The organism is Knoellia sinensis KCTC 19936 (genome assembly GCF_000768705.1).
Taxonomy (GTDB): Bacteria; Actinomycetota; Actinomycetes; order Actinomycetales; family Dermatophilaceae; genus Knoellia; species Knoellia sinensis.
This window is the reverse complement of record NZ_AVPJ01000004.1, coordinates 274,945-294,606: the sequence shown is the minus strand read 5'-3', so window position 1 is coordinate 294,606 and position 19,662 is coordinate 274,945. Positions and strand designations below refer to the sequence as shown.

Below are 19,662 nucleotides of genomic sequence, written 5' to 3'. Positions count from 1 at the left end.
GTACGTCGTCAGGGTCGGGCGAGACCACCCTTCACCAGCGCGGCGTGGAGCTGAAGGCACAGTCGGGCCACCTCGGCCTGCTCCTGAGTGCGACTCACTGCGCGACGGGTGCTCACGGCCTGTTCCACGAGTCCCACTTCACGATCGGCCGCGGTGCGGAACGGACGTAGGTGGCGTGCCTCGATTCCGTATGCCGTGAGACCGGCAGCCGCGTCCGCTGCCTGCAGGTCGGCGGTCGAGAAGTGACCAGAGTCGTCAGGACGCAGCAGACCGAAACCCTGAAGAGCCGAGATGACGTCGGGGTCCAGTCCCGTGGCGGCGGCCAGTTCCGCGCGGGTGAGGCGCACGGCCCGCTCCGGCCGCTCAGGCCGCAGCGCCGACGCATCCGGAACATCCGGATCGCCTGTCGGCTCGGGCGGGCGTGGCCGTCCGTCCACGTCGGACCCAGGTGTCAGCCCCCGGTCGAGGGCATCCAACGACTCACGGATGACTTTGAGGGGCCAGAAGCGATCTCGCTGGGCACGCAGGATGTAGCGCAGTCGCTCGACGTCGCCCACTGCATACGTTCGGTACCCGGCTGGCGTGCGCGCCGGTGCCACGAGACCCTCGGCCTCAAGGAACCGGATCTTCGAGATGCTGACCTCCGGGAACTCCTCACGCAGGGCGTCGAGGACCTTCCCGATGGTCAGGGGCCGCTCAGGCCTGCTTGGCGGCATAGAAGACGAGGCGGTACTTGCCGATCTGCACCTCGTCACCGGTCTGCAGCACGGAGTCGTCGATGCGCTCACGGTTCACGTAGGTGCCGTTGAGTGAGCCCACGTCCTTGACCACGAACTGTCCCCCCGTGCGTTCGAAGGTGGCGTGCTGGCGGGAGACCGTCACGTCGTCCAGGAAGATGTCGCTCTCGGGGTGCCGCCCCGAGGTCACGACGTCATCATCGAGCAGGAACCGCGCGCCCGTGTTGGGTCCTCGGAGCACCACCAGCAGGGCCGTACCGGGCCGCAGCGCCTCCACCGTGGCCTGGTCCGCTCGGGTGAGGACATGCTCGCTCTCGTGGACGATGTCGGACTGCTCCAGGCCGTTGACCGGCTGGAACCGCATCGTCGTGGAGGACTCCGGCTCTCGCGCCGGGATCTGCTCCTCGGGACGGGGAGTCTCCGGGTCGCGGTCCGGGTTCTCGCGACTCTGGTCACTCATCTGTGCGGCTCCTTGTCTGGGCTCGTCCTCTGGAGAACTCACCCTAGATGACCACTCGAGGGATGAACAGGTGAATGCGTCGAGGGATGACGCTGAATCAGCCGAGCTGCTGCTGGTATGCCTCGACATCCAGGAGGGCGTCCACTGCGGCGGCGTCACTTGGACGCAGTTCATACATCCAGCCCTCGCCGTATGGGTCCGAGTTCACCAGCTCGGGCGAGGCGTCCAGCGCCTCGTTCACTGCGGTGACTTCACCGGCCAGAGGTGCGTAGAGGTCGCTCACGGACTTCGTCGACTCGACCTCGCCGCAGGCGTCGCCCACTGCCACAGTGTCGCCGACACCGGGGAGGCTGACGTAGACGACGTCACCCAAGGCGTCCTGAGCGAAGGACGTGATACCGATCCGCACGGTGCCCCCGTCTCCGGAACGCACCCACTCGTGCTCGGCGGTGTAGCGCAGGTCGCTCGGGTACTCGAGGTCGCTCATCTTTGGGCTCCTTCTGGTCCGGTCAGGACTTCGTGGGACTGGGTACGGGGCGAGCGTACTGAGGCTCCGAAACGCTCTGCAACGCGGTCACGTTGACCTCGTCCTTGGACTCGATCGTGGCCTGTCCGCCGAGGGTGCGGACCGACTCGCTGACGCCGCCAGGAATGTCCATGGCCGGAGCCAGCGTCGCACTGTCGCCGATGACGGTGATGACGTAGGGGGACGACACGGGTGTGCCGGAAATGCTGATCCCGCCTTCGCCGTCGGTGAAGTAGGAGTTCGCGACGATCCTGACGTCGTTCATCTCGACGGCTTCGGCGCCGGCGTCACGCAGTTCCTGGAGAGTGTCCAGGAGGAGAGGCGCCGTGACCCTGTTCTGCGGATCCTGGATCGTCAGGACGATGCCCGGACCCTTGGCCGGAACGGTCCCGGCCATGATCCCCAAGGAGTCGAGTCGCTGTTGGGCCGCGTTGCGAGACTCGGTCAGGCTCGTGGTGTCGTTCTGCAGCCGATCACGAGAAAGACGCAGGGTCTGGAGTTCCTCGGCAAGTCGGTTGCCGTCCTGGTCCACGGTGTCGAGGATGCGAATGAGTTCGTCCTCGCGCAGGTCCTCGAGTCCTTCGATCGACGTCTGGCGTACCTGCGCTGCGATGGCGAAGCCCAGCCCGATCGCCAGGATCGTGACAAGGACATTGGCTTTGGTGGGCCGAGGGCGCCCGACTCGACTGAGGCGGCGCCACGCCCGGCGCGAGCTGTCCACTGGCGGGGCTGCTGCGACGACCTCTTCCGGACGATCCTGCTCCTCATCGACGGCGCGCCCGGCTCCGTCGTCCGTGGTCTCGAGTGATCCACTCGCGGAGTGCAGGGCCTCGTGCGACTGCAGCTCCGCCTCGGACGGTTCGGACTCGTCGACCGTCTGGTCCGCTTCGAGGTCCTCTGTCCCAGCCTCTGACAAGGCGTCCGGTTCCTCGCGGGCGACGTCTCGCGACGCGTCGGGGGCGGGCTCGTCGGCCAGGTCCTCGGTCTCGGTCTGCTCGGCGACAGTCTCCTCGGGCTCGGCCTCGGTCTCGTCGGCCAAGACCTCGGTCTCGGTCTGCTCGGCGACAGTCTCCTCGGCCTCGTCGGGCAGGTCCTCGGTCTCGGTCTGCTCGGGGACAGTCTCCTCGGGCTCGGCCTCGAGCTCGTCGGCCAGGTCTTCCTGCTCGGCCTCGAGCTCGTCGGCCAGGTCCTCGGGCTCGGACTGCTCGGCGACGGTCTCTTCGCCCAGCTCCTGCTCGCCATCAGGGACGGTCTCGTCGACCTGCTCTGGCTCAGCGTCGGAATCGGCGTCCTCGGGCACAGTCTCGTCGGCCAGGTCCTCCGGCTCGGCACGCCCCACATCTCTGGGCTCGGCCGCGGGCTTCGGCACTGCCGGGAGCACCCGTGTCTCCGGTTCCAGCACCTCGTCGCCCGGGGTGACCTCGGCTGAGGTCACGGGTGCGGTCGACTGCGCCGCTCGACGCGCGCGGCGCGCGGCCTTGGCCCGCTTCGACTTCTTGTTGCTCATCGGGCGCAGCTCACGCGTTGAAGAGGTGGCGGCGGATCGAAGCCACGTTGGAGAAGATGCGCACGCCGAGCACGACGACGACACCGGTGGACAACTGACTGCCCACCCCCAACTGATCGCCGAGGAAGACGATGAACGCGGCGACGACGACGTTCGACAGGAACGACACCACGAACACCTTGTCGTTGAAGATGCCGTCGAGGACGGCGCGCACGGCGCCGAACACGGCGTCGAGCGCCGCGATCACCGCAATGGGCAGATAGGGCTGCAGCCACAACGGGACCTCGGGCTGTAGGAGGACACCGACAACGATGCCGATGACCAGTCCCAGGGCGGGGATCACGACGAGTCTCCTTCGGAGGTGGGTGTGGCTGAGTCGTTGACCCTATCGGCGGGAACCGCCTCGCGGGTCCCCAATGTGGCCGCGGCCGGAATCGTCACCCGGGCGCGGACCACGGTCTCCGCGCGGATGCCGAACGAACTCTTGAGGGTCGACAGGTAGGTCCCGCCGCTGCCATTGGCGAATCGAGCAGGCAAGGTGCCCGGGTTGCCGATCGCGGTGATGACGTAGGGCCTCTTGAGGGGGCGGAAGTCGACGAGGATCGCCTCGCCAGCGAACCGGATGGAGGCAGTCGTGGTGAGTCTCTGCCCATTGACGGAGATGGCTTCCGCCCCGGCTTCCCAGAGACTGTTGGTGAGGATCTGGAGGTCGCGATCGAGGACCTCTCCGTCGGTGTCCTCGGTTTCCTCACGTGGCAGGGCGTTCGACCCGTCACCACCGGCCGACGGGGCGTCGTCGACCGTCACGACGAAGCCGGGACCCTGGACTGGGACCGCGCCGGCAACCAGGGAGAGTCGCTCGACGTCGGCGGCAAGATCGCCGCTGACCTGTCGAAGAGTCTCTGCGTCGAGGGCGGCGATCTCGGAGCGCAGGGCGCCCGCCTCCCCCACCCTCGAGTCGACGACGGCCTGTTCCTTCTCGATCCGCTCGATGAGGCTCGCCTTGGTCTTCTGCCTGTTCGTCTCGCTCCCCCGGAGTTGCATGGCTGCGATCCCGACGAGAACGCCGATGATCACGGCGAAGACGATCAGCCTCCAGGAGCGCAGGCTCGTGGCTCGTGGCAGGCCCGCCGACTCGCGCCGCTCAGCGGCAGCCGCATAGCCCGGGTCGAGGGGCCGCTCGAGCATCGACGTGATGAGCGTCATCGACGCGTCGGGGCGCCGCGACGGTCGGGGGGCTTCGTGACTCATCGGGCACCCCGGCGAGCGAGAAGCTGACGGAGCTGCACGGCATACAGAATGCCAGCGACCCAGTACAGCACGGTCCCCCACCAGGCGAAGCCCCACCCGACGGGGCGAGCCAACGACGCGAGCCAGCCGTCACCTTCGGCCATGAGGAGTGCGGGGAACGCGTAGAGAAGGTTGAATGTCGCCGCCTTGCCGATGAAGTGCACGGGCAGCCCTGTCCATCCATGGTGCTTGGCGATCAGGACGACCACGAGCATGAACGCTTCGCGAGCGAACAGGATGCCCACGAGCCACCACGGGATGATGTCCCGCCACGCGAGGCCGACGAGGGTGGTGACGATGTAGAGGCGGTCGGCGATCGGGTCGAGAAGCTGACCCACGCGCGACACGAGGCCGTAGTGGCGAGCGATCTTGCCATCGAGGTAGTCGGTGATCCCTGACGCCATCAGGATGACCAGAGCAATCGCGTCGTGCTCGGTGGCGATGGCCCAGATGAACGCCGGCACGCCGAGGAGGCGCAGCGCAGAGAGCGCGTTGGGGATCGTGAGAACACGATCGACGGGGGCGCTGTCTGTCCCCCTCACGCTCTCTCCGGCAGTCATGGCGTCAGCCTATGCGGTCGCCCCTAGAGTCGAGTCATGACGTCTCGCATCCTTGATGGCGATGCCATGAGTTGGCGTACGCGGCGGACTGGAGTGAAGTGGGGGCTGTACTCACCGGACGTCCTCCCACTGTGGGTGGCCGAGATGGACGCCGCCCCCTGCCCCCCGGTCGTCGAGGCTGTCGATGCGGCCATGCGACGAGGAGACACGGGCTATCCCCATGGCCGTGACTTCGTCGAGGCCGGAACCCTGTATGCCGCCCGCACCTGGTCGTGGACCATCGATCCTTCGCGGTCCTTCCCCGTCGCCGACGTGATGATCGGGCTGAGCGAACTTCTCCGAGGGGTCACGTCCCCCGGCGGTCCGGTGGTGCTTTCGTCCCCGGTCTACAACGCGTTCTTCGACTTCGCGGACATGCTGGGCCGAAGGGTTGTCGACGCCCCCCTGACAGCGGCCGGACGCCTCGATCCAGGGGCCCTCGATCAGGCGTTCGCGGCGGCCACGACGGGAGGGGAGCGGGCGGCATACCTGCTGTGCAACCCGCAGAATCCGACCGGCACCGTTCACACCGAGGCGGAACTGTCCGCCCTGGCCGAACTCGCCCATCGACATGGCGTCATCGTCATCGCCGACGAGATTCATGCCCCGATCGTGCATCAGGGCACGTTCACTCCGTATCTCACCGTGCCCGGCGGTGAACGAGGCGTCAGCCTGATCTCGGCCTCCAAGGCGTGGAACCTCGCCGGGCTCAAGGCCGCCCTGGTCACCGTCGGTCCGGACGCACCGCAGGAGTTGCTGCTCCACGAGGTGCACACCCATGGTTCCAGCCACCTCGGCCAGATCGCCGCCGTGGCGGCGTGGACGTCCGGGCACGACTGGCTCGCGCAGGTCACCCGAGAGATCTCGGACAACGCGGCCCTCCTCGGGCGACTGCTCGCTCAGGGTGCGCCCCAGATCGGGTACGCCCCGCCCGCGTCGACCTACCTTGCGTGGCTGGACTGCCGCACGCTGGAACTGGGCGACGACCCGGCGGCGCTGCTGCGAGAGCGCGGGCGGGTGGCCTTCTCTTCCGGTCCCACCTTCGGGCAGACCGGCAACGGGTTCGTCCGAGTCAACCTCGCGACGTCGCCCGAGATCCTCGAGGAGGCCGTGGAGCGGATGGTCGGAGCCCTCGCGTGAGCACACCTGGGCCCGAGGTCACTCGATGGCTGCTCACCCAGTCAGAGCGGGCCAATCCGCACACGCGACTCGACGACGGACACCATGGGGAGGCCGCGTGGTCCACCGGCAACGTCGTGCGGCCGCTCGTCGACGGTGCCGAATACTTCGCCGAGCTCCATCGGGTCATCGAGGCCACCACCGAGGGCGACATGGTGATGTTCGTGGGCTGGCGCGTGGACGGCGATCAGCAGCTCACGGATGACCCGTCGAGCACCCTTCTCAAGGTGCTCGACCGGGCCCAGGCCCGGCGCGTACAGGTGCGCGGCCTGATCTGGCGCTCCCACACCGAAGCCGTCGACTTCTCCGCCGAGAAGAACCGCCAGGTCGCGGAAGAGTTCGCGGACGAGGACGTCGACCACGCCGAGGTCCTGCTCGACATGCGGGTTCGCCGTGGGGGTGCGCACCACCAGAAGTTCGTCGTCGTCCGGCACCGTGACGAGCCGGAGCGCGACGTCGCGTTCGTGGGCGGCATCGACGTCGCCCACTCTCGTCGGGATGACTCGGAGCACCACGGCGACCCGCAGCAGCAGGCTCTGGCGGCACCCTTCGGGCCGAGCCCCGGGTGGCACGACGTGCAATGCGCGATCTCGGGTCCCGCCGTCGCGGATGTCGAGACCGTCTTCCGCGAGAGATGGGATGACCCCTCTCCCCTCGCGCCAGCCCTGCACTCACGGATCCGCGACCGACTGGGCCGGGTGCCGCACGAGCCGACTCCCCTGCCCCCGCCATTCCCACCACCGCCCGCTGTCGGTCGGGGCACCCACGTCGTCCAGATCCTGCGCACCTACCCGCCACTTCGGCGCGGGCGCTCCTATCCCTTCGCGCCGCATGGCGAACGATCCATCGCGCTGGCGCACCTCAAGGCCGCTGGTCAGGCGCGGGAGTTCGTCTACCTCGAGGACCAATACCTCTGGTCGTCCACCATCACCGCGGCATTGGCCGAGGCACTGTCCGCCAATCCCAATCTTCACGTCGTGGCCGTCCTCCCCCACCGGCCCGACCTTGAAGGCGTCGGCGAACTCATGCAACTCGAGGGTCGCCTGGAAGCCATCGAGCAATTGGGCGCTGCGGGTCCGGGGAGGTTCGCGGCATACGGGATCGAGAATCACGCGGGGTGGCCGGTCTACGTCCACGCAAAGGTCGTCGTCATCGACGACTGGTACGCCACAGTCGGTTCGGACAACATCAACCGCCGGTCCTGGACCCATGACTCGGAACTGACCGCTCTCGTGGTCGACGACGCCGGGCTCGACCATTCGCCCTACGCACGGTCGCTACGGCTTCGGCTGGCGGCCGAGCACCTCGACCGACCACTGTCCGGTCCGGGACATGTCGAGGCGATGAGCGACTGCGTCTCCGGTCGTGGGTTGTTCGATGCGTATGCCGCGTCGGCCGAGGCGCTGCAGTCGTGGCATGACGGCGGTGGGCTGGGATCTCGGCCGGCTGGGCGGCTCCGTCCCCTCACCGCACCCAGGCTCAGGGCAGGTCAGCGCCGGTTGCTGGAGCTTCCGCAACGCCTTTTCGGTGACCCCGACGGACGCCCGCGTCGGCTCCGTCGAGGCGGTGTGTTCTGAAGACCCACGCCGCCGCCGGGTCGATTCGGTTGTCGTGGCACGCATGGGATATGGTTTCGTTCGCTCGCGCGGCAACGTGAGAGCAAGCCACGGGCTGTGGCGCAGCTTGGTAGCGCACTTGACTGGGGGTCAAGGGGTCGCAGGTTCAAATCCTGTCAGCCCGACGCATCGGCCCTGACCTGTTCACGCAGGTCAGGGCCTCTTTCATGCCCTGTGATTCACGCTCGATCAGGTCTGCAGGGGCTTCGCCTCGCCCGCAGTGGCCAACCAGCCAGGCCGCCCGGGGGCGAACGCCACGGGTCGCGTGTCTACTCGAAGGACTATTCCCATGGGTGAGCCGCACCCCTAACCTCGGGCGGGTGGCCGCCTCATCAGCGAGGTCGCCGAGTGAAGGGAAGACAATGAAGTCATCTATAACGCTGTCCCAACGCATCAGAACCCTGGGCGTGGCCGTCGCAACGCTGTCGGCAGTGGCGCTCGTGCCCGCTGCCGGAGCCAGTGCGGCACCCGCCCAAGGATGCGAGAGTCGCAACAACAACACCGTCAAGAAGTTGCTTGCGTGCGTCGACGCCGATGGAGCCATGGAGCACCTCGAGGCCTTCCAGGCCATCGCTGACGCCAACGGCGGCAACCGCGCTGCCGGCCTACCCGGCTATGAGGCGAGCGTCGACTACGTCGTCGATGCGCTCGAGGCCGCTGGGTGGAACGTCTCCATCGACACGTTCCCGTTCACCTTCGTGGGCCCGTCGGAACTCGAACAGCTCACCCCAGTCGCCGCGACCTACGAGACTGGCCCCTACACCGGAAGTGGCGCCGGCAACGTCACGGCCTCCGTAACGGCGGTTGACATCCAGCTCGGCCTCGGAAACACGTCGACCAGTGGTTGCGAAGCAGCGGACTTCGTCGGTTTCCCGGCGGGCAACATCGCCCTCATCCAGCGCGGCACTTGCTCCTTCGCGCAGAAGGCGCTCAACGCCGAGGCCGCAGGCGCGGACGGCGTGGTCATCTTCAACCAGGGCAACACCGCAGACCGCACGGACCTCATCGTGGGCACCCTCGGTGGACCGAACGTCGTCGGAATCCCGGTCGTGGGCGCGAGCTACGAGCAAGGCGTAGCCCTCTCCCAGCAGGGTTCCACGGCCCGCGTCTTCGTGCCGGCCCCCGAGCAGCGTCCGCAGAAGAACATCATCGCGGAGCTTCCCGGCAAGAACGCCAACAATGTCGTCATGGCCGGCGCACACCTGGATGGCGTGCAGGCCGGCCCTGGCATCAACGACAACGGCAGCGGCTCGGCCGCGCTGCTCGAGGTCGCACAGCAGGTGTCCAAGCTCAAGCCCGAGAACACCCTGCGCTTCGCGTGGTGGGGTGCCGAGGAGAGCGGCCTGATCGGCTCGGAGGAGTATGTCGCAGGGCTGAGCCAGGCGGAGAAGGATCGCATCGCGCTCTACCTGAACTTCGACATGGTCGCCTCGCCGAACTACATCTTCATGGTGTATGACGGCGACGAGTCCGGCTTCACGGCGCCCGTCACGGTCCCGGAGGGTTCGGTCCAGATCGAGGACCTGTTCGAGAGCTACTTCACGAGCGTGGGCGAGCCCTACGACGACGCCGAGTTCAGTGGTCGCAGCGACTACGAGGCATTCATCCTGAACGGGATCCCCGCGGGCGGTCTGTTCACCGGCGCCGAGGTCGTCAAGACCCAGGAGCAGGAGGACATCTGGGGCGGCATCGCCGGTGAGGCTTACGACCAGTGCTACCACGCTGTCTGCGATGACATCGACAACGTGAACCTGCACGCGCTCGACGTCAACAGCGACGCAATCGCGCTCGCCGTGCTCGCCTACTCCTACTCCACCGAGACGGTGAACGGCGTGGCCGGCAAGAAGGTGCCGGGCGGCCTCAAACTCCCGGCTCCGGCAGGACCGGAAGGCACCGTCGGAAGCGGCGGCGGCCACTCGCACGGGTCCAGCAACTGACCCGCTGAACGAGGGCGGGGGTGCCGACAACGGCACCCCCGCCCTTCGTGCGACGACCGGCGGGACTACCGGTCGCGGCTCTGCTCAGCGGCGCGAGCGCTTCTCTCGAACCCGCACCGAGACCTCGATCGGCGTCCCCTCGAAGCCGAACTCCTCGCGCAGGCGACGTTCGATGAACCGGCGGTAGCCGGCCTCGATGAAGCCCGACGCGAACAGCACGAAGCGCGGCGGACGCGTCGACGCCTGGGTCGCGAAGAGGATGCGTGGCTGCTTGCCGCCACGCACCGGGTGCGGGTGCCCGGCCACGACCTCACCCAGGAACGCGTTGAGCCGACCGGTCGGGATACGCGTGTCCCAGGATTCAAGGGACTTCTCGATGGCAGGCACGAGGCGGTCCATGTGACGCCCGGTGGATGCGGACGCGTTGACACGGGGTGCCCAAGGGATCTGCACGAGTTCGCGCTCGATCTCTCGCTCGAGGAAGTGGCGGCGCTCCTCGTCGGTGAGGTCCCACTTGTTGTAGGCGATGACGAGCGCACGACCGGAGTCGACCACCTGCTGGACGACGCGGATGTCCTGCTCGGTGATCGGCACGGAGGCGTCGATCAGGACGACGGCGACCTCGGCCTTCTCGAGCGCCGTCTGGGTGCGCAGCGAGGCGTAGAAGTCGGCGCCGCGGGTCTGGTGTACCCGACGGCGGATGCCGGCGGTGTCGACGAAGCGCCACGTCTTGCCACCGAGCTCGATGAACTCGTCGACCGGGTCGCGGGTCGTCCCCGCGACGTCATCGACGACAACTCGGTCGGATCCGGCGAGCTTGTTGAGCATCGACGACTTGCCGACGTTGGGCCGACCGAGAAGCGCGACGCGGCGGGGCCCACCGCGCTGGTAGGCATCGACCGCCGACTTCTCCGGGAGCACGTCGAGGATGGCGTCGAGCACATCACCGCTCCCCCGCCCGTGCAGTGCGGAAACGGGCCACGGCTGGCCGAGCCCGAGATTCCAGAGCGTGGCGGCATCGGCCTCAGTGCGCTGGTCGTCGACCTTGTTGGCGACCAGGACGACGGGCTTCCCCGATCGCCTCAGGAGCTTGACGACGGCCTCGTCGTCGTCGGTCGCTCCGACGACGGCGTCCACGACGAAGAGCACTGCGTCCGCGAGCTCGACGGCGATCTCGGCCTGCTCCGCGACGCGCAGGTGGATGCCCTTGGCGTCGATGGCCCAGCCACCCGTGTCGACAAGCGTGAACCGGGTGCCGGACCACTCGGCGTCGTAGGCGACACGGTCACGAGTCACGCCTGGAACGTCTTCGACGACGGCCTCACGACGACCGATGATCCGGTTGACCAGCGTCGACTTGCCCACGTTGGGGCGACCGACCACGGCCACGACCGGCACTCCGCCCTCGAATCCGTCGACACCTTCCGGAATCTCGCCTCGGTCGACGAGTGCGAGGTCCTCGTCACTCAGCTCGAAGTCTTCCAGGCCAGCACGCAGGGCATGCGTGACGGACTCGTCCAGCGACCCGGTGTCGGTCACGGTCTCGTCGGTCTCGGGGGTGTTCATGGGGACCATTCTCCCCCAGATCACACCGTGCTCAGTCCCAGACGTCCGGCGGCAGGTCCGTGGGTAGCTCGATGCCGTGCCGATCACTGGCCGCCGCGACGTGCTGTGCGAGGGCCGAGCGGATCTCTTCCGCGGCCCGCTCCAGTCGCACCCGCCCCGGTATGCCGTCCTGCCGCGTCACCGAGATCGGCTCACCGAAGTCGGCGACGAGTCGGCTGCGCAAGGTGGGCCACGATGCGGCGAGTTCGCCGGTCGCTCGGGTGCCGAGGCATGCCACGGGCACCACTGGCGCGTGACCCTGGAGCGCCAGCCACGCCACGCCCTTCTCGGCCTGGGCGAGATCGCCCCGGCCACGACCACCCTCGGGAAAGATGCCGATCGCTCCCCCACGCTGCAGGACCGCGAGAGCCGATGTGAGCGCGGCGCGGTCCCCGTGCCCTTGCTCCAAGGGGATCTGGCCGGTGAGGTGGAGCAGTGGGCCGACACCCAGCTCGAAGGTGGACGCAAGGACGAGGAAGTGAGCCGGTCGGGGGGCCAAACCGAACACGACGGCTCCGTCGAGGTAGCCGGTGTGGTTGGCAGCAAGGATCACGGGCCCCGTGGTCGGCACGCGGTCACGGCCGTGTGCCTCCGCGGCATACAGCGTCGAGACGAGGGTCCGACCCACGTAGCGACCGAACCCCGCCCGCCACGCCGCAGGAGGGGTCACGGTCACGTCTCGTCCCGCGCGGCCATCCCGACGCGGGAAGCCACCACCGCGAGCACGGCCTCGACGCTCTCGTCGAAGCCGAGGTCGGACGTGTCGACCGTGACGACACCGTCGGCTGCGACGGTGAACTGGGAGACCGACGAGTCGTCGCGATCACGCCGCAGCACTTGGTCCCGGGTCGCAGCCATGGCCTCTTCGTCCGCGGTGCCGTGCACCTCGGCCGAGCGGCGCCGTAGTCGGGCCTCCTCGCTCGCGGTGAGGAGGATGCGCACGAGTGCGTCGGGAGCGACGACCGTGGTGATGTCTCGTCCCTCGGCGACGACGCCCCCGGTGGCGGTCGCGATGGCGGCCATGCGGTCACGCTGGGCCTGCTGCAGGATCGGCCTGACTCCCGTGTTGGTGGCCACCCTGGAGACCTGCGAACTGATCTCTGTCGTGCGAATGTCCACCGTGACATCGGAGCCGCCGACTCCGACACGCTGGTCGTCCGGGTCGGTCGACAGCTCAAGTGGCAACGTCTGCGCGGCCGCGACCACAGCGGCCTCGTCAGCGAGGTCGACGCCCTGGTCGAGACACCACCACGTCAGGGCCCGATACATCGCTCCTGTGTCGAGGTAGCCCACGCCCAGCCGCGATGCAACCGCCTTGGAAACGCTCGACTTGCCCGAGCCGGAGGGCCCATCGATGGCGATGATCAGGGGGCTCTCGGCGGTGGACATGGCGGTCAGCCTAAAGGGTCGGGAGCCTCATCCGTGCAGCCGCCAGCCGCGCTCCTCAAGACCCTCCGCCAACGCAGCGGCCGCACCTGGGACAACGTCGATCTCGGCGAGCCCGAAGGCTTGCCCCAAGCCGTGATCGAGGTGGAACTCCTCGATGTTGGTGCCGATCGCGCCGACGTCGGCAAACAGCCGGCCGAGTTGTCCCGGCTCGTCCGGGATGAGAACTCGAACCGTGGCATATGCCGTGGGTGCGGCTCCATGCTTGCCCGGAATGCGTGCGTGGCCCGCGTTGCCGGCCGCGATCGCGCGCGCCAAGGTGCCCCGCGCGCCAAGTGCGTCCTGATCTGAGCCCAAGGCATCGAGCGCGCCGATCACGGCGTGGAGGTCGGTCGCCAGCGCAGCGAGGATGTCGCGCACAGCGTGAGCGTTGCCGGAGAGGATCTGGGTCCACAAGTGGGGGTCACTCGCCGCGATGCGCGTGACGTCGCGCAGTCCCTGCCCGGCCAGTGCGACTGACGAGTCGGCCAGATGCTCGAGGCGGGCTGCGACGAGGCTCGCGACGAGTTGGGGCACGTGGGAGACCGAGGCCACCGCAGCGTCATGCTCCTCGGGCTCCAGGGTGACGACGGCCGACCCCACGGTGGCCGCCACGGAGCGAACCAGTGCCACTGCGGTCTCCGATGTCTCCACCGTTGGCGTGAGCACCCACGCCCGGCCGTGGAAGAGATCGTGACGACCGGCGACGGCTCCACTGCGCTCGCGGCCAGCCATCGGATGTGACCCGCAGAAGCGTGCGAGGTCCGCGCCCTCCAAGCGTAGTGCGTCGATGATCGCGACCTTGACCGACGCGACATCAGTGACCACGGCGTGGGGCCAGCGATCCAATGCCCGAGCAACGCACGCAGCCGTGACGTCAGGTGGTGTCGCGACGACCACGAGGTCCGGGTCGACGTCGACGGATGTCTTTCCGGCCCCGAGGTCCCGCGCGAGGGCGGCGTTGGTGGTCGACAGGTCCTCGAGCGTCACCGACTCGCCGGCGCGGGTCAGGGCCAGTCCGAGGCTGGTCCCGATGAGCCCGGTTCCGATGATGTGGACGCGCTCGGGGGCGGCGGCCTCGGTCACATCCCCGCCGCGGAGTACAGCTCGCCGATCTCGCCCTTGCTGAGGCGGCGGAACTTGCCGGGCTTGGTGTCGCCGAGCCGGATGGGGCCCACCTGCGTTCGCACGAGCGAGAGCACCGGATGACCGGCCTCGGCGAGCATGCGCCGCACGATGTGCTTGCGGCCCTCGTGGAGGATCACCTCGACGATCGCCTTGCCGGGCTGGCTGTCGACGACCCGGAACGAGTCGACCTGCACGGGCCCGTCGTCGAGCTCGATGCCTTCACGCAGTCGCTTGCCGAGGTCGCGCGGGACGGGGCCCCGGATCTGCGCGAGGTAGGTCTTCAGCACGCCGTACTTGGGGTGCTGGAGCCGGTGCGCCAGATCACCGTCGTTGGTCAGGAGCAGGAGTCCCTCGGTGTCCGCGTCGAGGCGACCGACGTGGAACAGTCGCTCCTTGCGGTCACCGAAGTAGTCGCCGATGTCGATCCGACCCAGCTCGTCGTTCATCGACGTCACGACGTTGAGCGGCTTGTTGAAGGCGAGGTAGACCCGAGACTCATCCAAGGTGACGCGCACGCCATCGACATGAACCACCTGGTCGGCGTTGATCCGGACCCCCAGTTCGGTGACGATCTGGCCGTCCACCTCCACGCGACCCTCGGTGATCATCTGTTCGCAGACGCGCCGCGATCCGACTCCCGCGGACGCGAGCAGCTTCTGAAGTCGTATGCCGTCAGGGTCGTGAACGTCGACAGGCTTGGCCTTGCGTCGCTCCGGCATGGATGTCGGCTGGCTCTTCTTGGTCGTGCCGACTCCGCGCGGTCGTCCACCTCCAGTCCCGGCACCTGCCCCACCACGGCCTCCCTGCGGAGTCCCGCGACCGCCTGACGGCTTCTTGGCGGACCCGCCGCGCCTGCTCTGCGGCGGGGTCATGCCCGACCGCTCTCTGCGATCTCGTCGAGCACGTCGACCTCCGGAAGGTAGGGGGCTAGGGCGGGTAGGTCATCGAGGGACTGCAGGCCAAGCCGCTCGAGGAAGGTGGACGTCGTCCCGTAGAGGGTGGCGGACGTGTCCTCGTCAGAGCCCATTTCTTCGATGAGGCCTCGCGTCACGAGGGTGCGGATGACCCCGTCGACGTTGACACCTCGGACCGCCGAGACCCGAGAGCGCGACACCGGCTGCCGGTAGGCGATGACCGCAAGCGTCTCGAGCGATGCCTGGGTGAGTTTGGCCTGCTGCCCGTCGAGGATAAACCGGCTGACGGCGGGTGCGTAATCGGAGCGGCTGTAGATGCGCCACCCGCCCCCCACGTGACGGAGCGTGAAGCCTCGGTGCTGGGCGGCATACCCGTCTTCGAGCTCGACCAGTGCGGACTCGATCTCCGGCACGGGCACCTCGAGGGCAGAGGCGAGGGCCATCTCACTGACAGGCTCGTCCACGACCATGAGGACGGCCTCGATCGCCCCAGGGAGTCCGCCCGGGAAGTCATTGACGTCGAAGACCATCTGATCGGCCGCGGCCTCTGCCACGCCGGCGTCGTCTGGGCCCTCGACAGTGGCGTCGTCCACGGCCGCGTCCACGACGACATCGTCAGGTGTCGGGTCCTGGGCGCTCGCCGCCGGTGTCTCAGTCATGGTCAGCCTCTCGCTGATCGATGGGGAGCGTCCCGTCCTCGGACGCGTTGTCGTCGAACTCGTCGGTCACCTCGATGTCGCCGTCCATGGACCCGGTCCACCGAACGGTGAGTTCGCCGAGTGCCTCGGCCTGCTCGAAGGTGATCGACGACTCGCGGAACAGTTCGAGGAGCGCCAGGAATCGGGCGACGATGACAAGTGTGTTGTCGGCGTCCCGGACGAGGGTGCGGAAGGAAGACACACCGTCCCGACGCAGCCGCTCACCGATGATCGTCGCCTGCTCCCGGACGCTCACGGCAGGAGCGTGGAGGTGGCCGAGTCCGACGACGTCGGGAGTCTTCGGGGTCAGGGCTCCGGCGGCGATCATCGCGAGTTGGTCGGGCGTGATCGTGAAGATGAGCTCGGGCAGGAGTGCCGCGAACTGCGGCTCGAGTCCCGCCTGTCGCGCGGTCATGCGACCTGCCGTCGCCATCCGCTCCTCGAACGTCCTCGCAATGTCCTTGAAGGCGCGGTATTGGAGGAGCCGTGCGAAGAGCAGGTCCCGCGCCTCGATGAGGGCCAGATCCTCTTCGTCCTCGGGCCCGATCTGGGGCAGCAGCCGTGCGGCCTTGATGTCGAGCAGGGTTGCGGCCACGAGAAGGAACTCGGAGGCCTGCGAGAGGTCCCAGCCGTCGCCTCCCTTGGCCTGCTCGGCCTTGATGTGCGCGATGAACTCGTCAGTGACCTTCGCGAGAGCGATTTCGGTGATGTCGAGCTTGTGCTTGGAGATGAGACCGAGGAGGAGGTCGAACGGGCCGGAGAAGTTCTCGAGGTGGACCTCGAAGGCCGTGGTCGCCGCCCGCCGCGTGATCACACCGCCGGGGGCCTCGGTCATGGCGTCAGGCCGCTCCGCCACGAGCCACGAGCTCCCTGGCCAACTGGCGGTAGGCGCCAGCCCCCTTGTGGGTCGAGTCATAGGTGGTGATCGGCTCGGCAGCGAGGGTTGCGTCGGGGAACTTCACAGTGCGGCTGATGACCGTGTGGAAGACCTTGTCGCCGAAGTGCCCGACGATGCTCGCGACAATGTCCTTGTTGTGGAGCGTGCGGCCGTCGTACATCGTCGCAAGGAGCCCGTCGATCTCAAGGCGCGGGTTGAGCCGGTCGGTGATCTTCTCGATCGTCTCGACGAGCAGGGCCACGCCGCGCAGCGCGAAGAACTCGCATTCGAGCGGGATGAGCACGCCGTGGGCCGCCGTGAGGGCGTTGACCGTGAGCAGACCGAGGGACGGCTGGCAGTCGATGAGGATGACGTCGTAGTCGTCGAGGACGGGCCGCAACACGCGCGCGAGGATCTGCTCGCGGGCGACCTCACCGACGAGCTGGACCTCGGCCGCGGACAGTTCGATGTTGGCGGGGAGGACGTGGAGATCGGGGACCTTGGTCTCCTGGATCACGTCACGCACGTCATGCCCGCGCTCGGTGAGGAGGTTGTAGACGGTGACGTCGAGGTTGTGGGCCTGGATGCCCAGACCGACCGACAACGCACCCTGAGGGTCGAAGTCGACGAGAAGCACGCGCCGGCCGTACTCCGCGAGCGCTGCCCCCAGGTTGATCGTCGTCGTCGTCTTGCCGACGCCGCCCTTCTGGTTGCACATGGCAATGACTCGGGCCGGACCATGGCTGGTGAGGGGTTGCGGCTCCGGGAAGACCGGCATCGGGCGCCCCGTGGGGCCGACCTGGCCGTTGGCGGCCTGCTCGGTTCCGGGCAAATGGCCATCCCGGCTCGGGGTCCTCTTGGCGCTCCCCACCTCGGTGGTCTCATCCACTTCGGTCACCATGGCCTCGATGTCTGACGAATCCATCTCTCTCCCGGAACTGGCGTGCAAACGGTCAGCGTCCCGCTGATCGCCACGACACTATCAGCGCGCACGCGGATGGCTCTGGGCATAGACCTCGCGCAGTTGCTGCACGGTCACGAGTGTGTAGACCTGTGTCGTCGTGACCGACGCGTGCCCGAGGAGCTCCTGGACGACGCGCACGTCCGCGCCACCCTCGAGGAGGTGCGTGGCGAACGAGTGCCGCAGCGTGTGCGGCGACAGATGACCCGTGAGGTTCGCCCGCTCGGCCGCAGAGCGCAGGATCGACCATGCGCTCTGACGCGAGAGGCGTGATCCGCGCTGGTTGAGGAAGATCGCCGGCGTGCCTTTTCCCTTGGCCGAGAACGTTCCCCTCCCCCGCACGAGGTAGGCGGTGAGCGTCTTCTTGGCGTAGGAGCCCAAAGGAACGAGTCGCTGCTTGCCACCCTTGCCTTCGAGCCGCACGACTCCGGCCTCGACATCGACGTCGTCGATGTCGAGGCCCACAGCCTCGGAGATCCGCGCCCCCGTGCCATAGAGCAACTCCAGCAGGGCACGGTCGCGAAGGGAGCCGGCCGTGTCCCCCACGGCCGCTGCGTCCAGGAGCCGCTCGACCTCGCTCACTGTGATCGCCTTGGGGAGCCTGGATGGCGGCGGAGGAGGACTCACCGCAGCCGCTGGGTCGGTGGCGACGTCACCCTCGAGGGCGAGGAACCTGTGCAGCCCACGCACCGCCACGAGCGTCCGCCCCGCCGAGTTCGCCTTGAGCGGCGGATGATCCGCATCTCCCTCGCGGAGCCGGATGAGGAACTCGGTGACGTGCCGCTCGGTCACCGCCGCGGGGTCGTCCACTCCGATCGAATCAAGGTATGCCGTCCAGCGCGCGATGTCGCGACGGTAGGCCTTGAGGGTGTTGGCGGAGACCCCACGCTCGACGTCGAGGTGCGTGAGCCACGCGCGGGCAGCGCGTTCGACCGCGGAGCCGGTCATCGCCGTCACCACCGCCGACTTTGTGCCCCGTTGGGACGCGAGGAGCCCAGCGACGAGAGTCCCAACGGGGCACAAAGTCGGGGGGACGCGAGCTTCACCGTGATCAGGCGAGGACCTCGGCGAGTTCGCGGCTCGCGAGGCCGTGCGCCTCCGCGACCGGCGCGCAGGTGACGTCCCCGGCGTGGGTGTTGAGCCCCAGCGCCAGTGCGGCGTCGTCGCGTGATGCCTGGAGCCAGCCACGGTTGGCGAGACGCACGGCATACGGAAGGGTGGCGTTGGTCAGGGCCCACGTCGAGGTGTTGGGCACGGCCCCGGGCATGTTGGCGACGCAGTAGAAGACCGAGTTGTGGACCTCGTAGGTCGGGTCGGCGTGCGTCGTGGGGCGCGTGTCCTCGAAGCAACCGCCCTGGTCGACTGCGATGTCGACGAGCACCGAGCCGGGCTTCATCTGCGAGACGAGCTCGTTGGACACCAGGGTCGGCGCCTTCGCGCCCGGAATGAGCACGGCCCCGATGACCATGTCGGCCTCCATCACCTGCTGACGGATCGCGAGGGTCGATGACGCGAGGCCGTGGACGCGGTTGTTGTAGCGCCAGAAGCTCATGCGCAGCTTGTCGAGATCCGTGTCGAGGAGGGTCACGTCGGCGCCCATGCCGAGCGCGATGTTGGCGGCGTTCTGGCCAGAGACCCCGGCACCGATGATGACGACCTTGGCGTTGGCGACTCCCCCGACGCCACCCATGAGGACGCCTCGGCCGCCCTGGGGCTTGGTCAGCGAGTAGGCACCCACCTGCGGCGCGAGACATCCGGCGACTTCCGACATGGGATAGAGGAGGGGCAGCAGCCCGGACGGCAGTTGGACCGTCTCGTACGCGATGGAGGTGGTGCGCTTGGCGACGAGCTCCTTGGTCAGCGGTTCATCGGCGGCGAGGTGGAGATAGGTGAACAGGGTCAGGTCCTCACGCAGCCGGTGGTACTCCTCGGCGATTGGTTCCTTGACCTTCATGACCATCTCGGACTCGCCCCACACGTCGTCGGCGGAGTCGATGATCCGGGCGCCCTGCGCAGCGAACTCGTCGTCCGTGATCGAGGAGCCTATCCCGGCACCCTTCTGGACGAGCACCTCGTGACCGTGGGTGACGAGCTCATGCACGCCGACCGGCGTGATGCCGACCCGGAATTCGTTGTTCTTGACCTCGCTGGGGATGCCGATCCGCACCTGGACTCCTTTGTCGTGGGGCTGCGGTGGGTGTGC

The 19,662-nt window shown here is 68.0% G+C and carries 20 protein-coding genes and 1 tRNA gene; 4 read left to right on the top strand and 17 right to left on the bottom strand.

The window, feature by feature from the left end:
- Positions 1-8: 8 nt before the first annotated feature.
- From ftsR to clsA, 7 genes are all read right to left on the bottom strand, one after another.
- On the bottom strand, positions 9-716 hold the full coding sequence (ftsR, locus tag N802_RS07785; protein ID WP_035914311.1) for a transcriptional regulator FtsR: 708 nt from the start codon (positions 714-716) through the stop codon (positions 9-11).
- The gene (locus tag N802_RS07780) at positions 697-1,197 is read right to left on the bottom strand and encodes an FHA domain-containing protein (protein WP_035914308.1); all 501 of its coding nucleotides are present in this window, start codon (positions 1,195-1,197) and stop codon (positions 697-699) included. Before N802_RS07780 ends, ftsR begins: the two co-directional genes overlap by 20 nt.
- A gap of 97 nt (positions 1,198-1,294) precedes the next feature.
- Positions 1,295-1,684 carry a glycine cleavage system protein GcvH gene (gcvH, locus tag N802_RS07775; protein ID WP_035914307.1) on the bottom strand — a complete coding sequence of 130 codons (390 nt, stop codon included), beginning with the start codon at positions 1,682-1,684 and terminating at the stop codon, positions 1,295-1,297.
- A gap of 22 nt (positions 1,685-1,706) precedes the next feature.
- Positions 1,707-3,230: a DUF881 domain-containing protein gene (locus N802_RS20600; RefSeq protein ID WP_211254359.1), complete on the bottom strand. Its 1,524-nt coding sequence runs from the start codon at positions 3,228-3,230 to the stop codon at positions 1,707-1,709.
- Between the two features lie 10 nt (positions 3,231-3,240).
- The gene (locus N802_RS07765) at positions 3,241-3,573 is read right to left on the bottom strand and encodes a small basic family protein (RefSeq protein ID WP_035914305.1); all 333 of its coding nucleotides are present in this window, start codon (positions 3,571-3,573) and stop codon (positions 3,241-3,243) included.
- Complete coding sequence (locus N802_RS07760) at positions 3,570-4,481, bottom strand: DUF881 domain-containing protein (protein ID WP_052109579.1); 912 nt, start codon at positions 4,479-4,481, stop codon at positions 3,570-3,572. Before N802_RS07760 ends, N802_RS07765 begins: the two co-directional genes overlap by 4 nt.
- Positions 4,478-5,080, bottom strand: a complete 603-nt coding sequence (gene clsA, locus N802_RS07755) for a cardiolipin synthase ClsA (RefSeq protein ID WP_052109578.1) — start codon at positions 5,078-5,080, stop codon at positions 4,478-4,480. The genes N802_RS07760 and clsA overlap by 4 nt, the downstream gene beginning before the upstream one ends.
- 36 nt (positions 5,081-5,116) lie before the next feature.
- Here clsA and N802_RS07750 point away from each other — a divergent pair, with 36 nt between their 5' ends.
- The 4 genes from N802_RS07750 to N802_RS07735 all read left to right on the top strand — a co-directional run bounded on the left by N802_RS07750 (position 5,117) and on the right by N802_RS07735 (position 9,851).
- A complete protein-coding gene (locus tag N802_RS07750) occupies positions 5,117-6,259 on the top strand; it encodes a MalY/PatB family protein (RefSeq protein ID WP_035914300.1) in 1,143 nt (380 codons plus the stop codon).
- Positions 6,256-7,875: a phospholipase D family protein gene (locus tag N802_RS07745; protein WP_052109576.1), complete on the top strand. Its 1,620-nt coding sequence runs from the start codon at positions 6,256-6,258 to the stop codon at positions 7,873-7,875. The genes N802_RS07750 and N802_RS07745 overlap by 4 nt, the downstream gene beginning before the upstream one ends.
- Positions 7,876-7,965: 90 nt before the next feature.
- A tRNA-Pro gene (locus tag N802_RS07740) sits at positions 7,966-8,039 on the top strand.
- Positions 8,040-8,321: 282 nt separating this feature from the next.
- Entirely contained in the window at positions 8,322-9,851 is a 1,530-nt protein-coding gene (locus tag N802_RS07735) for a M28 family metallopeptidase (RefSeq protein ID WP_245613859.1), read from the top strand.
- Positions 9,852-9,935: 84 nt separating this feature from the next.
- Here N802_RS07735 and der read toward each other — a convergent pair whose 3' ends face one another.
- The 10 genes from der to ald all read right to left on the bottom strand — a co-directional run bounded on the left by der (position 9,936) and on the right by ald (position 19,626).
- Positions 9,936-11,417 (bottom strand): ribosome biogenesis GTPase Der, encoded by a 1,482-nt coding sequence (gene der, locus N802_RS07730; RefSeq protein ID WP_169743401.1) that lies wholly within the window; start codon positions 11,415-11,417, stop codon positions 9,936-9,938.
- 31 nt (positions 11,418-11,448) lie between these two features.
- Positions 11,449-12,126, bottom strand: a complete 678-nt coding sequence (locus N802_RS07725) for a lysophospholipid acyltransferase family protein (RefSeq protein ID WP_245613858.1) — start codon at positions 12,124-12,126, stop codon at positions 11,449-11,451.
- Positions 12,127-12,128: 2 nt separating this feature from the next.
- Complete coding sequence (gene cmk / locus N802_RS07720; RefSeq protein WP_035914293.1) at positions 12,129-12,845, bottom strand: (d)CMP kinase; 717 nt, start codon at positions 12,843-12,845, stop codon at positions 12,129-12,131.
- A gap of 27 nt (positions 12,846-12,872) precedes the next feature.
- On the bottom strand, positions 12,873-13,967 hold the full coding sequence (locus N802_RS07715; RefSeq protein ID WP_035914290.1) for a prephenate dehydrogenase: 1,095 nt from the start codon (positions 13,965-13,967) through the stop codon (positions 12,873-12,875).
- Positions 13,964-14,881: a pseudouridine synthase gene (locus tag N802_RS07710; RefSeq protein WP_035914286.1), complete on the bottom strand. Its 918-nt coding sequence runs from the start codon at positions 14,879-14,881 to the stop codon at positions 13,964-13,966. Before N802_RS07710 ends, N802_RS07715 begins: the two co-directional genes overlap by 4 nt.
- Positions 14,878-15,582 carry an SMC-Scp complex subunit ScpB gene (gene scpB, locus N802_RS07705; RefSeq protein ID WP_035914283.1) on the bottom strand — a complete coding sequence of 235 codons (705 nt, stop codon included), beginning with the start codon at positions 15,580-15,582 and terminating at the stop codon, positions 14,878-14,880. Before scpB ends, N802_RS07710 begins: the two co-directional genes overlap by 4 nt.
- Positions 15,575-16,456: a segregation and condensation protein A gene (locus tag N802_RS07700; protein WP_052109616.1), complete on the bottom strand. Its 882-nt coding sequence runs from the start codon at positions 16,454-16,456 to the stop codon at positions 15,575-15,577. The genes scpB and N802_RS07700 overlap by 8 nt, the downstream gene beginning before the upstream one ends.
- Positions 16,457-16,460: 4 nt before the next feature.
- Positions 16,461-17,423: a ParA family protein gene (locus N802_RS07695; RefSeq protein ID WP_035914282.1), complete on the bottom strand. Its 963-nt coding sequence runs from the start codon at positions 17,421-17,423 to the stop codon at positions 16,461-16,463.
- Between the two features lie 57 nt (positions 17,424-17,480).
- Positions 17,481-18,407, bottom strand: coding sequence for a site-specific tyrosine recombinase XerD (xerD, locus tag N802_RS07690; RefSeq protein ID WP_035914279.1), 927 nt, complete (start codon positions 18,405-18,407; stop codon positions 17,481-17,483).
- Between the two features lie 103 nt (positions 18,408-18,510).
- Positions 18,511-19,626 carry an alanine dehydrogenase gene (gene ald / locus N802_RS07685; RefSeq protein WP_035914277.1) on the bottom strand — a complete coding sequence of 372 codons (1,116 nt, stop codon included), beginning with the start codon at positions 19,624-19,626 and terminating at the stop codon, positions 18,511-18,513.
- Between the last annotated feature and the right edge of the window lie 36 nt (positions 19,627-19,662).